Below are 16,983 nucleotides of genomic sequence, written 5' to 3' on the forward strand. Positions count from 1 at the left end.
GTTTTAGAGGAGGTTATTATGAAAACCTTAGGTCGCGTATTAACAGCTATGATTACACCGTTTAACGCGGATGGTTCAGTAGATTTTGAAGGAGCGCTCACATTAGCCAAGCATTTACTAAACAATGGATCTGATGGTCTTATTGTATGTGGCACTACGGGAGAAAGTCCCACAATTGACAATGAGGACAAACTTAAGCTATTTGAATTAATCGCGCGCGAGTGTGGTCATTTAGGTTCCATCGTGGCCAATACAGGTTCCAATAATACCCAACGTACAATAGAATTGACCAAGGCGGCTTCTAAAACGGGCGTAAATGCCGTAATGGGCGTAGTACCTTATTACAATAAACCAAATCAACGCGGATTATTTGAACATTTCAAAGCCATGGCTGAAGCTACTGATTTACCGGTCATCGTATACAATGTTCCGGGCCGTACAGGCGGCAAAATTATGCCCGCTACTATAGCTAAATTGCGTGAAGCTTGCCCAAATATTGCTGCTGTTAAAGAAGCGAGCGGTGATATTAATGTAGCGGCTGAAATTTATTATTTATTGCCGGATGATTTCATGATTTACAGTGGTGATGATGGGTTAACTCTACCGATGCTCGCTGTAGGCGGATGCGGAGTTATTTCTGTAGCGGCTCATGTAGTGGGCAAAGAAATGAATGAAATGATTCAGGCTTATGAAGCAGGGGATGTGGCTAAAGCCAAACGAATCAATAAAGACTTATTCCCTATATTCAAAGCCATGTTTGTAACAACTAATCCGATTCCTGTAAAATACGCAGTACGTCAATTAGGTTTGCCGGCCGGTCCGTTCCACTTGCCGTTATGTGAACCGTCGGACGAAGAAGAAGCCGTAATTAATGCAGCTATTAAACCATACATTAAATAAGCCAGCACTGCATTACAACAACAATAATAAAGAAGAAAATTATAAAAATAAAAAACGAACACTTGTTTCTTAAGCCAAAATTCCGGCAGACAAACAAGTGTTCGTTTTATTTTATTTAATTGAAAATATAAATGACAGACTGACTATTAAATGTGATCGCGAATTAAACCGATAACTTTACCCTCGATAGTACAGGAATCTGTATAAATAGGTTCAAATTCACTATTTTCAGGCTGTAAACGAATTCGATTGGCTTCACGATAGAAGCGTTTAACCGTTGCTTCGTCATCAATACGGGCTACTACAATATCACCGTTATTAGCGGTTTGTTGATTACGAACGATTAGTAAGTCACCTTCATACATGCCGATATCACGCATCGACTCACCGCGTACACGAAGGAGGAAACATTCGGAATTACCAATTAAGGATAAAGGAAGCGGAATAGTAGCTTCCTGGTTTTGAATAGCCGTTACCGGTGTACCGGCTTGAACCGTACCGATTAAAGGAACATTACGTAAACGAGCCTGGAGCATTTCAAATGTTTCGGAAGAGGTAACCTGTTTATCAGCAGACACCTCTACTTTAGGCGCCATTTTAGGCTTAAGGCCAACAACTGTAATAGAGCGGTTCTTATTTACATCACGGGTAATATAGCCAAAACGTTCTAAAGTATTAAGATGACTCTGAACCGTAGAAGTAGAGCTCAATCCCATATACTCACAAATTTCACGAACACTGGGGCAGCGAAATTTAGTTTCTAAACACATGGTAATATAATCCAAAATTATCTTTTGTTTTGAGTTAATATCGGTAGCAGGTCGTCTCACGGCTATAACCTCACAATCTAAAATACTTAAAATCTGTCATTAACTAAATAGTCATATATTATGAAATGTAATTTATAAAAATTGGCGTACATAAACTATCTCAATGTTATTATAGAACGTATTTACAAATATTGTCAAATAAAAGTTCGATTTTCACCTTGACCGAACATTTATTCGTGTGATATACTAAGCGTGTAAACAAACATATATACCGTTAGTAATGTTCGTTTAAATACTATTTAGAAAGCATAGTTCAATGGGGTGATTGTTATGAAACGCGATTTTTTAATTGTTTTCAGTATGTTCTTAACCTTAACCGTAGGTTATTTTATGAATACGCCAAGCATTGAGTTAGATACGCATAATGTACGCACCGTAACCGTAAAAGCCGGTGATACTGTTTGGGGCATTGCTTCCCAATATGCCAATGATCATATAGATATCCGTGAAATGGTTCACGCTGTAAGCACGTTAAATAAATTAGATGAAACTGCCAGTTTAGAACCGGGTCGTACACTCAAAATACCTACTGTTAAAACACAGAACGATAAAGTATTCAGTGAATACGTAGCTCAGAATGAATAATCTGTTCGATTGTTAATTTCGAACAAATCATTCAAAGTTACTAATTATGTTGACAATTTAATATACATATAAAAAAGAGCTTCCCAGCGGCTGGGAGGCTCTTTTTGTTCGAGTTAACTTAATATCCTCCACACAAAATAGGATAAATTCATCCTATTTTTGTGTTATAATATAGCTATAAGATAAAAACCAACTATTTCAGAACGAGGTGAATTACAATGATTACGGATACAAATAATTTAATTTCTATTACAGAGGCCAATCAAAACTTCTCTAAAGTAACTAAACATGTTGATGAAAACGGACCTGTAATAATTTTAAAAAATAATAAACCAAAATATGCAATCATTCCAATTCAAATGTTACTTAAGGAATCATCAGCCGACTACAATGTTAATCCTCATCGTGATATACTCGAAGCTTCTAAAAAACTATTACAAAAAAATAAGGAAGCTTATAAGGTATTAGCTAATGAAGAAAATTAATTTAGATGAAATTCTATTAATCCATGAACAAATGATTGATACATTTGGAGGCACAAATGGGATTAGAGATAAAAGATTACTTGAATCTGCAATTCAAAGCCCATATCACACTTACAGTGGAATCGATATCTTTAATTCTATAGAAGAAAAGGCTGCTCGTTTAGGTTTTGGAATTATTTAAAATCATCCTTTTATAGATGGTAATAAACGAACTGGAATACACTGTATGCTATTGTTACTATTAATCAATGATATCAACTTAGATTATAGTCAAAAGGAGTTATGGGAAATAGCTTTAAAAATAGCAAATAATGGAACATATGATGATTTGTTAAAATGGATTAAAAATCATAAAATTATATAATTATAATTTTCTTCTACTATTAAATATCGTGCTAATCGGATTATCCACAAATTTATTGGCTTCATTGATATAACGACGTACCATATTAACACTGTGGTGACGTGTTTGCCTCATAATATTACGTTCTTCAACGCCAAAGGACGCTGCCGTTGTTGCAAAACCGTGGCGTAAACTATGAGCACCATACATAGACGGGTCTAATCCGATAAGCTCGACATATTTTTTTACAATCTCCGCAATACTTTTATCACTCAAAGCCGTCTTGCGAATGTCCATTTTCTTCGTAAAACCTCTGAAAATTGGACCGGTTTTAATACCAGTATACCGGAGCCATGCCTTAACGGCCCTTACAGCGCAAAATTCGGCGTTTTCGATATAAGGGATAGCTACAACAGCACCTTGACCTTCTTGGTCGGCCTTAGAGGAGCGCACAAAGATTTCGAGCCCTTGTGGTGAAAACGTTAAGTCTTCAACCATTAAAGCGCTGATTTCACTGCGACGAAAAGCACCCATAAAACCGATTAAGAGGATTGCTTTATCACGAAGCAGCTGAATTTCCGGTAAATTAAGCGATTCCATTTCCTTAAAGATATCTTCCAAATCTTCTAAAAGGATAGGGGTTTTACCTTGCTGATACGTTCCTTTAAGTCGACGAATACCACGCAAGGCGGAACTCACCAAAGAAGACTTACAAGGATTGTCGGCTAAACCGGCAGCATTAAAATTTTCAGAAATAGCACTGATACGTCTGGATATAGTATTAGCCTTAGCATGATCGGCTAAGTCGTTAATATAGTTAACGACAGTTTCCGGAGAAGCCGGAAAATAATCGACATGACGGGATTCACACCAATAGACGAAATCGTCCCAGTCGGATTCATAAGCATCAACAGTATTATCTGATTTAGAAGACAAAATGCTTAATTTAGCTTTATCAGAGAGTTTGCTGCTGGCCATGAGTATTTCATTGTCACGCAGATAAAAATGTTTGTTAGACGGCATATAGAAGACTCCTTTAAGTGCCTAAAACTGGCTAAAACACTGATTAGGGCTGAATTAGGCCTATTTTTATATAAAAAATTACTTCCGATAATATATCGTTATCGGAAGTAATTATATCATATCACTCTATTTAGTTCAATAGCCGTCTATTTTCAGAAATCTGTATATAAAACTATTATATCTAGATAACTGTAAAAACAGGTATATCTTTACCATTTACATTAAGGGATATAATTTTAGTTTTAATTCCAAAATATTCTTCCATAGATTCTTCTGTAATAATTTCAGGCGTTTTGCCAAAAGAATACTTTAAATGACCAAGCAATAATGTTCTGTCAGAAATTCGCAAAGCATGATCAGGATAATGTGTGTTAATTAAACAAGTTAATTTGTATTTAATGACTAAATCATTGATTAACTTTAATATCTTCGACTGATTTTTAAAGTCTAAATATGATTCCGGTTCATCCAATACGAGTATCTTAGGCTCACCGGCTAAAGCTCTAGCTATAAACACTAATTGTAATTGACCACCACTAAGCTGTGTCGATAATGCATCTTTCAAATGGTAAATACCCACTTGATCCATCGCATTTTTAACAATCGCCTTATCAATGTTTCGCGGTGTTCCAAAAATACCAATATGTTTAGCACGGCCCATCATGACTACTTCTTCAACTGTATAAGGAAAAGATAAACTTTTAGCCTGTGGTACATATGTTATCAATTTACTTTCTTCTGAGTCACCGGTTACTTCATTGTTTAGAATAAAACTACTACCACTTGTCCATTTCATGATACCTGTTATACATTTTAACAATGTAGTTTTACCGATACCATTTTGCCCTAGTATTGTCAGTATTTCTCCTTTTTGTAATGAAAAGCTAATATCCTTTAAGACAAGTTGACTATTTAAGTAACTAAAGCAGCCCTGTTTTACTTCAAGTATTGGAATTTCTCTGTTCTTTATTTCTATATCATTTTCTATAGAAAGCTCTTTTCTATTATCTTGGTTCGTCATTTTATAAGCCCCCTTTCAAATGTTTAAAAAGGAAGGCAAAAAAAGGTGCACCTACTAAAGCCGTTAAAATACCAATAGGAATTTCTGCAGCACTTACCGTACGAGCTAAAAAATCTACCAAGATCATAAACGTAGCTCCTATTAAACAACTTAAAGGCAGTAGCTTCGAATGGTTAACACCTATAATCATACGACATATATGAGGAATTACGAGCCCCACCCAACCGATTACACCGGTTGCCGTAACACAGGCCGCAGTTATAAAAGTCGCTAATACAATTACTACCTTTCTGGTTTTTTTAGGATTTACACCTAATGCCAATATTTCATCTTCACTAAGTGATAAAATATTAATGCGCCACCGCATAAGTAATAAGATTACGCAACCAATAATAATGGGCATCCCTATAATCAATAAGTTCTGATAAGAAGCACTGCTAAAACTTCCCATGAGCCAATATGTAATGGCCGGTAATTTATCATATGGATCTGCTACATATTTAATAAGAGATATTAAAGCGCTCCCTACTGCCGATATAATCATACCTGCCAACACTAAGGTTAATGATGTCGATTCGCCTCTTAATTTAGACAAATTATAAGTTAGCCAAACGCTCAAAATACCACAACTTAGTGCTATAATCGATGTCATATACTCATTATAAGACATTAAAATCCCCAAACAGGCGCCTAATGCAGCACCTGTACTAACACCAAGTACATCAGGACTTACTAGCGGATTTCTAAAAATACCCTGGAATACGGCACCGGATAACGCAAGCCCCATGCCTACCAGACAATTTAGCAAAACACGAGGCAAACGCAAATTCCAAATAACAGAATAATCTACATTATTAGGCAATTCACCGGTTAAACCGGCCCATAAAATATATATAACTTTATGAGGTTCTAGTACATAACGACCACCAAATAATGATAATGTAAATACCATAAAAAAGACAATAAAACAAATTACTGTAATATACAAATTACGGTTCACTATATTCATTAGACAACCTCTTACAGTGTCGGAATCACCGGATTTACATTACTTTTCAAAATATCGTTAACTTCTTCTTCGGATAAATCATACTTCAAATAATTATGATAGAAAGATTTTAATTCTTGTGACATGGAGTAATCATTAAAAACCTCCGGTTGTAAAACCTTACCTAACCAGCGCATCATAAGAGGTGTTTCTACTGCAGGAGCATCCCAGCGGTAAATCCCCATCGGAGCTTTATATACTTGTTTAGTTTGTAATGCTTTCACCTGACTCCAATCTTGGCCGGTTATCTTGTTATTATATAAATCTTCCGGCATAAGTTTAGAGAAGTTACTAATAACAATAACATCAGGATTCCAAGCCAAAATTTGTTCCATCGTAGTTGGTTTCCATTGACCTGAAATATCTTTGGCAACATTAATACCACCGGCACTTTCTATCATAAGTGTATTGACAGAGTCTTTGGCCGCTACATTTAACTTTTCATCTCTTAAATATAAAACCTTTTTTTTAGGTTGTGCTTTTAATGCTTCTTGTTTACCTTTAAAGTAATCAGCACTTTGAATATGGTAATTTACTAATGCCTCTGCTTCTTTAGGCTTATTAATAATATTACCAACCAATATCATCCCTTTTTGAATGTCTTCCAAAGTACCGTATTTAATTTGTACCGATGGAATCCCTAATTCTTTTAACTTCTTGGCTACTTCCGGCTGATAATCCCAAATAACTACAACATCTGGTTTTAATTTGGCTAACTCTTCATAATTTACATTAAAATTATTATCTACAAAAGTAGCGTTAGCATTTTCCATATTAGGTGCCATCGTTTTTAAGATACTGTCTTCATATGCTTTTTTTGCCGATGGATGCATAGCCGCAATTTTATCACCGGAACCGTCAACTGCATAAACTATAGTCGCCCAAGGAATAGGCACAATTGCAATCTTATTCACATCTTTTGGCATTATAACTTCATTACCTACTAAATCGGTAACTACCTTTGTCGTCTGCACTTTTTCTTCTTTTGATTCCGAATTGCCACACCCCACGACAAATAGAGTAATAAAAGCTATACATAAGCCAATAATTACCAATTGAATTTTATTTCTTAGAACTATCCCCACACCAACAACCTCCTTAAAAACCTACAATAAATAAAAATAAATACCTTAGTTTTTATTGTACCGTTTTGTTTGATACTTTAATAATAACTATTGTTCATATGTTGAATTATAAACAACAAAAAGCAACAATATAAAGAAGTAATATCTTTATATTGTTGCTTTCGTTTAATTTACTAGTCTTACTAAATTCTATTAATTAACTAAAAAACAAATAGTATATTATTTTCTTGTAGAACAACGATCCAACAAGTATGCAATACTTACAAATGGAATACCGCCGCTTTCGCCGAGACCGATTTCACAAGTAGAACTGGAACTTACGCCTAAAGTTACACCTAAGTTTTTAACTTCTTCGGCTAAATCTTTAGTAGATGATTTATTAAGTTCCGGTGTGAAGAAACCTTTTTGACCGGCAAAACCGCAACATGCGAAAGATTTAATATTAAATACTTTGTCGGTACATGCACGCGCTAAGTTTTCAATATAATCGCCTTTATTCAAGGTCTTAATCTTACACTGTTTATGAACGATAACAGATTCATTACATTTTGTTACATTCAAGTTTGGTAAAATTGTGTACAAGAATTCGGAAATATCAAGAATCTTCAAACCTTTAATATGTTTGAATGCATGATTGAAGCAAGCGGAATGGTCGATAACAATCGGATAAACCCCACCTTCACTGGCTTTAGTAAGCGCTTCAGTCAAATCAGCCAAAGCTTGTTTATCGATTTCTTCATAATTTTCAAAACTTAAGCCACAGCATAAGTTTTCAATATGCGGCGGATAAATTACATTGTACCCTGCCTTATCGCACAAGCTTTCAAATACTTGTTGTAAGCTGCGAGTATCATCATAACCTTGGTTTTGACGGAATGCACGATTAGCACAAGTACTGAAGTATACTACATTTTTCTGATAAGCCGGATTGCGTTTATTTGTCAATTTGTACGTATTAGCTTTCGGCATTGTTTCCGGTACATATGGTGTTAAACCGGTAATCTGATGTGCATCTTCGGAAATTTTTGCCAATAAAGACTTAGTAGCTACTTTACCGGCTACACCACCCAAAGTAGCCCCTACTTTAGCGGCTTTTAAGGTATTGCTAAAGTTGTTATAAATAGCATGGGCAATGCCACGGCCCTTCGGATTGATTTTACGCATGGAAATAGCAATTTGCGCTGTATCGATGCCTAAAGGACAAAGCATGGAACACATGGAACAAGCAGCACAGGTATCAACACCATAGTAATCATAGCCTTTTTTAAGTTCTTCAGCCATAGCTGTATTACCTTCTTTAAGTAAGCGCTGTTCTTCACGAAGTAAGGAAATACGTTGACGAGGTGTTAAGGTTAAGTTACGGCTTGGACAATTACGTTCACAGAAACCGCATTCCATACACATGTTATATAATGGATCGATATCGCTCATAGCTTTTAAATTCTTTTTGTAGACATCAGGATTATCAGTAATCATAACATCCGGATTTAATAAGCGTTGAGGGTCAAAAATTTCTTTAATACGACGGTTAACGGCATAGGCTTTTTTACCCCATTCCAATTCAACAAATGGAGCAACCATGCGGCCTGTACCATGTTCGGCTTTGATGGAACCTTCTACACCGGCTACGCGTTCCGCCATTTCTTTTACAAGGCCGGCAAAATTATCCATTTCACGCTGTTCATTGAAGTTTGGTGTAATGATAAAGTGAACATTACCGCTCAAGGCATGACCGAAGATAATGCCGCTGTCTTCGAAATCATACTTTTTGAACAATTCCGTAATCATTTCGATACCATCGGTGAAGTCTTCAATTTTGAAGCAAACGTCTTCGGTGATAACCGTAGTGCCCGGACGGCGAAGACCGGCAGCAATCGGTAATAAACCTTTACGAATTACCCACCATGCATCATATTCCTTAGCATCTTTGGAATATAAGCTTGGAATAACTGTCGGAATGTCTTTCAACTGATCTTTAATGTATTCTAAGTTAGCATCCAAAGTAGCTTCATCATTGCTTTCCGATTGGAATAAAATACAGCTGGTCCCTTCCGGTACATTATGTACGAAGGATGGAACTTCCGGTAACTGCTGTACGCTCTTAAGACTTAAGTAGTCCATCATTTCAGCGGCTACTACTTTATCGCGCGACATATTGGCTAAGGCTACTACGGCACGAGATGCATCGTTGAGTTTAGCAAAGAACAAGAGGCCGCAACCTTTGTATTTAGCGTCATCTACACAATTATAAACAACTTCGCTTACAAAACCGAGGGTCCCTTCACTGCCGATGAAAATATGGTTTAAAATATCTACAATGTCTTCAAAATCAACTAGGGAGTTAATACCATAACCGGTTGTATTCTTAATTTTGTATTTACGACGAATTAAGTCTACTAATTCACTGTCAGCCATGATTTCACTGCGCAAATTAAGTACATCATCAATCAATTTGCTGTGCGTTGCCATGAACTCTTTAACACTTTGCGGATTACCGGTATCTAGAATTGTGCCGTCTGCCAATACAGCACGCATAGAGCGAACCGTTTTATAAGAGTTTTCAACTGTGCCGCAACACATACCGCTGGAGTTATTGTTAAAAATACCACCTACCAATGCTGTTGTAATGGTAGCGGGATCCGGACCGATTTTCTTGCCGTACGGTTTTAACGCTTCGTTCGCATCAGCCCCGATTACACCGCAAGCCAAACGAATGGCATTGCCGTTTTCAAGAACTTGTACAAATTTAAAACCATCATTGGCAACAATTAATACATCTTCAGAAGATGCCTGACCGGATAAGGAACTGCCTGCAGCACGGAATGTAACCGGCGTACCGCAACGATTGGCCAATAATACTAATTGCACTACTTCTGCTTCCGTATTAGCTTTTACAACTACTTTCGGCAAATAGCTGTAGCAAGATGCGTCAATACCATAGGCATAACGCAATAGAAAATCAGTGAATACCCTGTCCGGTGAAATTTTCTTTGCTTCTAATACAAAAGTGTCATAATCTCTCTTCAACTGTAAGCTCATATTAGGACCTCCCACATCGTATTGTGCCACTCAGCACTACTGTACGACTTCATATAGATTTAGGATAGCATACCGAACTTATCATGTAAATCAACCATATAGGTATAACCAATACTCATATGTGAATAGACCTTGTAAAAACCTACAAATTACAGAAAAGTCAAAATTCGCAATGTAACTCAGATTCCACGAAATGAATAATTTTTTTATTTTACAGGTTAATAATTCATAAAACTCATTTTAAAGTTAATTAATAGTAATTCTCATAATATGACGTGTTTTATCCCTCTTTTTATTATTTTGTACACAATGTACTTGATTTATCGTTTACCATTTTACAATTAGCCCTGTTTCAAGGTATAATAAAACGATATAAGAATACATAAAAGTCATAAAATAATTGTACTTACGCTCATACTAAATAGGATATTACGATCCCGGGCGTTAAGTTCCACATCTGTATAACAAGAGATTAAATAATAAAAGAAAAGGAAATTAAATTTATCTAATATACGACGATACTCAATAAGGAAGGTGTAAGTATGTCTAACGCAATAGGAACTCATTTATTAATAGATTTATATACTTGTTTGGAAGACGTAGTCAATTCCCCGCTAATCATTCAGGAAAGCGTGACCAATGCTTTGGAAGCAGCACAACAGCCGATTGATGAAATCAGCTGCCAAGTTCTTGATGACGAAGTGGTGTTATTTGCTGTCTCACCGCATTGCCACATTGCCGTTCATGCCTATCCGGACATGGGCTATGTAGCCGTAGATATTTATACCTTTGACTTGCCGCTCCAAGCAACCTTAATCATGCGCGTTTTAAAACAATCTTTTGGTGCCGAACGCGTTAAAGCAACCAGCATCAACCGAGGCGACTTCGGCTCTATTCGCGATATGAAACCGCGTAAGAAAACATCCCTATCTGCTATGGCTCGCGTTACCCGCACTCGTATGAGCCTAAAACAAACCGGTTCTAAGTTAAAAAACACCGGTAAAAAGGTATTTAACGTTATTGCCAAAAAACGCGATCCCCAACCTCGTGACTAACTGCTAACCGGCTTACTAAGATAAAACCTAATAAGCTATGAAAGCCGATAAAATTAAGATATCAGCAACAAAAAAGCTATTCTCTATATTATAAATATCACATTATAATAGGAGAATAGCTTTTATTCGTTATGTAATTATATATTACAGTAAGGTATCTACCGCAATATTTAAGATAACATCAGACGGTGTATCACATAGATAGTCGGCACCGGAGTTTTCCAACTCTTCGCGCGAACCATAGCCATAAGTCACCGCTACCGCACGACAGCCTATTTTTTTAGCGGCTTCCATGTCATACTTACGGTCACCTACCATATACCAACCGGTAATATCTTTTTTGGTACGATTGGAAGAAATTTCTTGCATGGCTGCTAACGCTTCTTTCAAAACATCATCTTTATGAGTGATACCACGGGCTGCATCAGCGCCTTTGATAATTTCAAAGTATTTGGTAAGGCCGAAGTGTTCGATTACTTCATTGGCCAAATGCTGTGGTTTAGCCGTTGCTACCGCCACATAGGTATTCGTTTGACGCAACGTAACCAACATGCGTTCTACATCTTCGTATACACGATTTTCAAACTTACCGATAGTTTCATAACGTTCTTTAAAATAGCCGTACGTTTCCGCTGCTTCCGCATCGTTCATGCCGCAATGCTCGCGCAAAGAATCAACGATAGGCGGTCCGATAAAGAGTGTTAAGATATCATCACCGGGTACCGGTACCCCTTTCTTTTCCAATGCATAGACAACGGATTTTTTAATGCCTTCCGCAGAGTCTGTAAGCGTGCCATCTAAATCGAATAAAACGCAAATCATAGGTTCTTCCTTTCTTTATTAACTCCTTCATTCTTATTAACATAGAATTTGCAATCTATGATACAATAAGGTTACAGATAGATTTAACTAATGAGTTTTGAATCAGATTTTATGTATAAGTATATGTACAGAAAGCTATACTGAGTAGTATAGGAGGTAAAGTTATGGATTTTGAAGAACAAAAAGTTCCCGACAGTATTTTGGACAAGTATACCAAAGTTTGTACCTGTCGCAGTATTTCCCGCAAAACGATAAAAGAAGCTATCAACGACGGTTGTGATACCATTCCTAAAATCAGAGAACGTACGGGGGCCGGTACCGGTTCCTGCGGTGGCAAAAACTGTGGTGTCCGCATCGTTAAGCTGTTGCAGGATATGGGCAAATTACCAAAACCGGGCGCAAAAAAAGATGAGTAATTCATTATCGAAAACCCAGACACATAATTCAATATGAGTCCTTTTCGGGGACTGTTAAAAAGGAGTTAACGCATAGCAACAAGGTTGTTATAGGTTAACTCCTTTTCTGTATCTCAGCAATCACACATTGCTTAATTTGCTTCTTTTTTTAATGCTTCTTTAAGCGTATGCCATGCCAATACGGCACATTTTACACGAGCCGGCATATTGGAAATATTTTGAAGTGCCATGGCATCTTCCAACTCTTCCAATTCAGCTTCATCCGTTACTTCCTTTTTAATCATGCCAAGGAAAAGATCGACTAAGCGAAATGCTTCTTCAACGCTCTTCCCTTTGATGATATCAATCATCATGGAAGCGGATGCTTGGCTGATGGCACAACCGGAACCGGTATAAGCTGCATCTTTTACGATACCATCTTCTACATCGACCTGCAACGTCAAGTCATCACCACAACTTGGATTATGACCATGTTCAGATACGGTAAACGTATCCAATAAGCGCTTATTACGTCTATCCTGATTATGTTCTAAAATTAACTCAGTATATAACTGATCCATCTCCATACTAAGGAACTCCTTCTATGTTTACTGTAACCTGTGTTTAATCTTCAAAGCCCATGGTAGGTCTTACTTTTTTAACAGCGTCCAAGAAGATATCAAGATCTTCTTTACGAGTGTAGACGTACATGCTCATACGGTTCGAGGCCGGTACTTTGTAGTACGCGCCAAGCGGTTGTGCACAATGATGGCCGGAACGAATGCAAACGCCGTAGCTGTCCAAAATTGTAGCCACATCATGAGGATGTACATCATCAATAGTAAAAGCAATAACGCCATGCTTTTCTTTAGGATCTTCGGAACCCAATACACTAACATGCGGAATGGCCACAAGTTTAGGCAATACATAGGCTACCAACTCTTTTTCATAGGCATTGATATTGTCCATACCAAACTGTTCCAAGTATTCGATGGCTGCCTTTAATGTTACGGCACCATGTGCATTCGGCGTACCGGCTTCAAATTTATACGGCACTTCATTGTAGGTAGTGCTCTGTTCTTGCACATACTCAATCATGTCACCACCCAATAAGAACGGTGGCATTGCTTCTAATAAATGACGTTTACCGTACATGACACCGATACCTTGGGACGCACACATTTTATGGCCGGAAAAAACGAAGAAATCGCAATCCAAGGCCTGTACATCAATCTTTTTATGAGGTGCCGATTGAGCCCCGTCAAGAACAACTACGGCGCCTACATCATGAGCACGTTTAGTCAATTCGGCTACCGGAAACTCCATACCGAGTACGTTGCTTACATGAGCAAAGGCTACAATCTTAGTATGGCTGTCAATTTTATCCATTTCACCATCTTTAAGATGACCACTTTCATCAAGATACATATATTCCAAAGTAGCGCCCGTAGTTTCGGCTACACGCTGCCAGGTTACCAAGTTGGCATGGTGTTCGGCAACGGTAATTACGATTTTGTCGCCTTTCTTTACATTATGCATACCATAGCTGAAAGCAATTAAATTGAGACTTTCCGTAGTATTACGTGTCAATACGATTTCTTCACGGTATTTGGCATTGATAAATCGCTGCACCGTGTCACGAGCCGTTTCATACGCTTCTGATGCTTCCACAGCCAAGATGTGAGCTCCGCGATGCGGATTACCGTTATGATTCTTTAAATGAGTTTCCAAAGCATTAATTACATATTCCGGAACTTGAGTCGTAGCGCCGCTGTCTAAATACACCAAGCGATGACCTTTATGTTCCCTTTGCAATATAGGAAAATCTTTATAAGCTTCTGCAATCGACTTCATAATACACCCTCTTATTCTTCAATTAAATTTTGGCCCGTACGGCTTGCAATACAATCTCTTCTAATTCTTCATCATTAAGTCGATCAATAACAGGTCGCAACATGGATTCTACAATAATATGTTTAGCTTCATCTTCGCTGAAACCACGACTCATCAAGTAGAATAATTTAGTCTTATCGAGCTGACCGGCGCTGGCCGCATGGTTACCTACTACATTGTCTTCTTTACAAAGCAATAACGGTAAAGATACGGATTTAACAGTCGGATCAAGTAATACACAAGTATCTTCTTCCGCACCTTCGGAAGCAATACTGCCGCGAATAAAGTCCAAGGTACCGCGGAATGATTTTTTTGCATTGTCGCCCAACGCACCGAGTACATGAATATCGCTGACGGATTTAGGTGCTACATGGGACATAAGCATGGAAATATCGAATTTCTGATTATTATCGCCCAAGTAAGCTAAATCATGAACAATGTGAGCTTCTTCACCTACAAGATCTTGCGTGTAGTGCAAGAAGCTTTCACCGCTACCCAATTCTACGTTCAAGTATTCTACTTTACTGTTCGCCGCTAATTGACTGTAACGATGTTCAATCTGCTGTACCCCTTCACTGAGAAGCTGTACTTTTTTGAAAACTACGTTAGCATTTTCAGCTGCTTTTACTTCGGTTAAAAGGTTCAAACCACCGGTTTCGGCTTCCCCTTTAACTACATATAATACTTCCAAAGAAGCATCTTTAGCCACGTCGATAGCCAAACGAGTTCTGTCGCCTACGCTTTTACCTTCGGCATCAATCGTAATAATTACTTTTTCTTTACCGCCGGCAGGCACTGTAATAGCCATGCCTTTAGTAAAATCATCGGTAACCGCTTTTAAAGAAGTGGCTTCCGCTCCTTCAAAATCAGCTTTTAACAAGGCTTTAGCAGTAAGTTCGGTTACAACCCCTTCATTGGCGCTGACCGTTACTGCTGCCGCTGTATCGCCACCGGCAACCGTACCTTCAGTATGATTTACTTGTAACCACCGGAAAGTAGGTCTTGGGAGCTCATTAAATAATACGTTACTCATCTGTACCTCCTATCCGATAGAGCCTTCAAGCTCTAAGGAAATCAAATTATTCATTTCTACGGCATATTCCAACGGTAATTCTTTGGAAATCGGTTCAACGAAACCACGTACCAACATGGCACGAGCTTCTTCTTCACTGATACCGCGAGTCATCAAGTAGAAAATAGCTTCATCGGAAATACGACCGATTTTAGCTTCATGACCCAAATCCACATTGTCGTTTTCGATAGAAATGGAAGGAATTGTATCAGACTGAGAAATTTCATCCAACATCAAAGATTCACAAGAAACGGTTGCTTTAGCGTGTTCTGCTTTTTTACCGATGTTCAATACACCACGGTAAATAGCAGCGCCACCGCTCTTGGAAATAGATTTGGAGTTAATATTGGAGGTAGTATGCGGTGCTACATGCACAACTTTAGCACCGGTATCCAAGTACTGACCTTCACCGGCAAAAGTTACACCGGTAAATTCACAATGAGCGCCTTCACCGGCTAAAATACTCATTGGATATAAGCAGGATACCTTGGAACCGAAGGAACCGGATACCCATTCAATAGTGCCGTTTTTGCCAACCGTACAACGTTTTGTATTCAAGTTGTACATGTTTTTAGACCAGTTTTCAATGGTGGAATAACGAAGTGTCGCATTATCTTTAACAAATAATTCAACACAACCGGCATGTAAGTTGGCTACATTGTATTTAGGTGCGGAGCAACCTTCAATAAAGTGTGCTTTAGCCCCTTCTTCAATGATAATCAAAGTGTGCTCGAACTGACCGGCGCCCGGTGCGTTCAAACGGAAATAGGACTGAAGCGGAATATCTACTTGTACACCCTTCGGTACATATACGAAGGAACCGCCGGACCATACAGCGCCGTGCAAGGCGGCAAATTTATGGTCGGTTGGTGGCACCAATGTCATAAAGTATTGTTTAACAATATCTTCGTATTCATGAAGTGCTGTTTCAATATCAGTATAAATTACGCCTTGTTTTACAAGATCTTCCTGAATGCTGTGATATACAACTTCGGAGTCATACTGAGCGCCTACACCGGCGAGGGACGTTTTTTCCGCTTCCGGAATCCCCAAACGGTCAAATGTGCTCTTAATATCTTCCGGAACTTCGTTCCAGTCACCTTTCATGTCAACTTTCGGTTTAACATAGGTAACAATATTAGCCATATCAAGGCCGCTAATATCCGGAATCCAGTTTGGAATATCCAATTCATTGTAGATGCGCAAAGATTTCAAACGGAAATCAAGCATCCATTCAGGTTCGTTTTTATTTTCCCATATTTCGCGGATAATATCTTCCGTTAAGCCGGCATCGGATTTATAAGAATATTCGAATTCATTCTTTATATCGTAGACGCCACGGTCCATATCCTCCACATATGTTTTCTTTCTAGTTTCCATGAGTGCC

The 16,983-nt window shown here is 38.0% G+C and carries 18 protein-coding genes; 7 read left to right on the top strand and 11 right to left on the bottom strand.

Annotation, left to right across the window (positions count from 1 at the left end; all coding sequences use genetic code 11):
* Positions 1-18 precede the first annotated feature (18 nt).
* Complete coding sequence (gene dapA, locus CCC71_RS07085) at positions 19-900, top strand: 4-hydroxy-tetrahydrodipicolinate synthase (protein WP_296333361.1); 882 nt, start codon at positions 19-21, stop codon at positions 898-900.
* A 146-nt stretch (positions 901-1,046) separates the two neighbouring features.
* On the opposite strand, the gene lexA is transcribed toward dapA, so the two are convergent.
* A complete protein-coding gene (gene lexA / locus CCC71_RS07090) occupies positions 1,047-1,730 on the bottom strand; it encodes a transcriptional repressor LexA (RefSeq protein WP_296333363.1) in 684 nt (227 codons plus the stop codon).
* Between the two features lie 270 nt (positions 1,731-2,000).
* Between lexA and CCC71_RS07095 the strand changes: the two genes are divergently transcribed.
* The 4 genes from CCC71_RS07095 to CCC71_RS10885 all read left to right on the top strand — a co-directional run bounded on the left by CCC71_RS07095 (position 2,001) and on the right by CCC71_RS10885 (position 3,164).
* Positions 2,001-2,315, top strand: coding sequence for a LysM peptidoglycan-binding domain-containing protein (locus tag CCC71_RS07095; RefSeq protein ID WP_021841830.1), 315 nt, complete (start codon positions 2,001-2,003; stop codon positions 2,313-2,315).
* Between the two features lie 218 nt (positions 2,316-2,533).
* Entirely contained in the window at positions 2,534-2,800 is a 267-nt protein-coding gene (locus tag CCC71_RS07100; protein WP_021841829.1) for a type II toxin-antitoxin system Phd/YefM family antitoxin, read from the top strand.
* Positions 2,787-2,981, top strand: coding sequence for a Fic family protein (locus tag CCC71_RS07105; protein WP_021841828.1), 195 nt, complete (start codon positions 2,787-2,789; stop codon positions 2,979-2,981). Before CCC71_RS07100 ends, CCC71_RS07105 begins: the two co-directional genes overlap by 14 nt.
* Before the next feature lie 12 nt (positions 2,982-2,993).
* A complete protein-coding gene (locus CCC71_RS10885) occupies positions 2,994-3,164 on the top strand; it encodes a hypothetical protein (RefSeq protein ID WP_226974398.1) in 171 nt (56 codons plus the stop codon).
* Here CCC71_RS10885 and CCC71_RS07110 read toward each other — a convergent pair whose 3' ends face one another.
* The 5 genes from CCC71_RS07110 to CCC71_RS07130 form a co-directional block, all read right to left on the bottom strand.
* Positions 3,165-4,166, bottom strand: a complete 1,002-nt coding sequence (locus tag CCC71_RS07110) for a site-specific integrase (protein WP_021841826.1) — start codon at positions 4,164-4,166, stop codon at positions 3,165-3,167.
* 181 nt (positions 4,167-4,347) lie between these two features.
* Positions 4,348-5,187 carry an ABC transporter ATP-binding protein gene (locus CCC71_RS07115; RefSeq protein WP_296333365.1) on the bottom strand — a complete coding sequence of 280 codons (840 nt, stop codon included), beginning with the start codon at positions 5,185-5,187 and terminating at the stop codon, positions 4,348-4,350.
* 1 nt (position 5,188) lies between these two features.
* A complete protein-coding gene (locus CCC71_RS07120) occupies positions 5,189-6,196 on the bottom strand; it encodes a FecCD family ABC transporter permease (RefSeq protein WP_296333367.1) in 1,008 nt (335 codons plus the stop codon).
* Positions 6,197-6,207: 11 nt separating this feature from the next.
* Positions 6,208-7,320 (bottom strand): ABC transporter substrate-binding protein, encoded by a 1,113-nt coding sequence (locus tag CCC71_RS07125; RefSeq protein WP_226974384.1) that lies wholly within the window; start codon positions 7,318-7,320, stop codon positions 6,208-6,210.
* A gap of 219 nt (positions 7,321-7,539) precedes the next feature.
* Complete coding sequence (locus CCC71_RS07130; protein WP_156705020.1) at positions 7,540-10,359, bottom strand: FAD-binding and (Fe-S)-binding domain-containing protein; 2,820 nt, start codon at positions 10,357-10,359, stop codon at positions 7,540-7,542.
* A gap of 542 nt (positions 10,360-10,901) precedes the next feature.
* Between CCC71_RS07130 and CCC71_RS07135 the strand changes: the two genes are divergently transcribed.
* Complete coding sequence (locus tag CCC71_RS07135; RefSeq protein ID WP_021841824.1) at positions 10,902-11,414, top strand: S-adenosylmethionine decarboxylase family protein; 513 nt, start codon at positions 10,902-10,904, stop codon at positions 11,412-11,414.
* Between the two features lie 144 nt (positions 11,415-11,558).
* On the opposite strand, the gene CCC71_RS07140 is transcribed toward CCC71_RS07135, so the two are convergent.
* On the bottom strand, positions 11,559-12,236 hold the full coding sequence (locus CCC71_RS07140) for an HAD hydrolase-like protein (protein WP_296333370.1): 678 nt from the start codon (positions 12,234-12,236) through the stop codon (positions 11,559-11,561).
* A 164-nt stretch (positions 12,237-12,400) separates the two neighbouring features.
* On the opposite strand from CCC71_RS07140, the gene CCC71_RS07145 reads away from it, so the two are divergent.
* Complete coding sequence (locus CCC71_RS07145; RefSeq protein ID WP_021841822.1) at positions 12,401-12,652, top strand: (2Fe-2S)-binding protein; 252 nt, start codon at positions 12,401-12,403, stop codon at positions 12,650-12,652.
* A gap of 131 nt (positions 12,653-12,783) precedes the next feature.
* Here CCC71_RS07145 and sufU read toward each other — a convergent pair whose 3' ends face one another.
* The 4 genes from sufU to sufB are packed head-to-tail and all read right to left on the bottom strand — an operon-like array spanning position 12,784 to position 16,976.
* Positions 12,784-13,218, bottom strand: coding sequence for a Fe-S cluster assembly sulfur transfer protein SufU (sufU, locus tag CCC71_RS07150; protein WP_156705017.1), 435 nt, complete (start codon positions 13,216-13,218; stop codon positions 12,784-12,786).
* A gap of 37 nt (positions 13,219-13,255) precedes the next feature.
* The gene (locus CCC71_RS07155; protein WP_295240379.1) at positions 13,256-14,485 is read right to left on the bottom strand and encodes a SufS family cysteine desulfurase; all 1,230 of its coding nucleotides are present in this window, start codon (positions 14,483-14,485) and stop codon (positions 13,256-13,258) included.
* A 22-nt stretch (positions 14,486-14,507) separates the two neighbouring features.
* Positions 14,508-15,557 (bottom strand): SufB/SufD family protein, encoded by a 1,050-nt coding sequence (locus CCC71_RS07160; protein WP_021841819.1) that lies wholly within the window; start codon positions 15,555-15,557, stop codon positions 14,508-14,510.
* A 9-nt stretch (positions 15,558-15,566) separates the two neighbouring features.
* Positions 15,567-16,976, bottom strand: a complete 1,410-nt coding sequence (gene sufB, locus CCC71_RS07165) for a Fe-S cluster assembly protein SufB (RefSeq protein WP_021841818.1) — start codon at positions 16,974-16,976, stop codon at positions 15,567-15,569.
* Positions 16,977-16,983 lie beyond the last annotated feature (7 nt).

The sequence above is a fragment of the Veillonella sp. LMAG:90 genome (genome assembly GCF_008679445.1).
Taxonomy (GTDB): domain Bacteria; phylum Bacillota; class Negativicutes; order Veillonellales; family Veillonellaceae; genus Veillonella_A.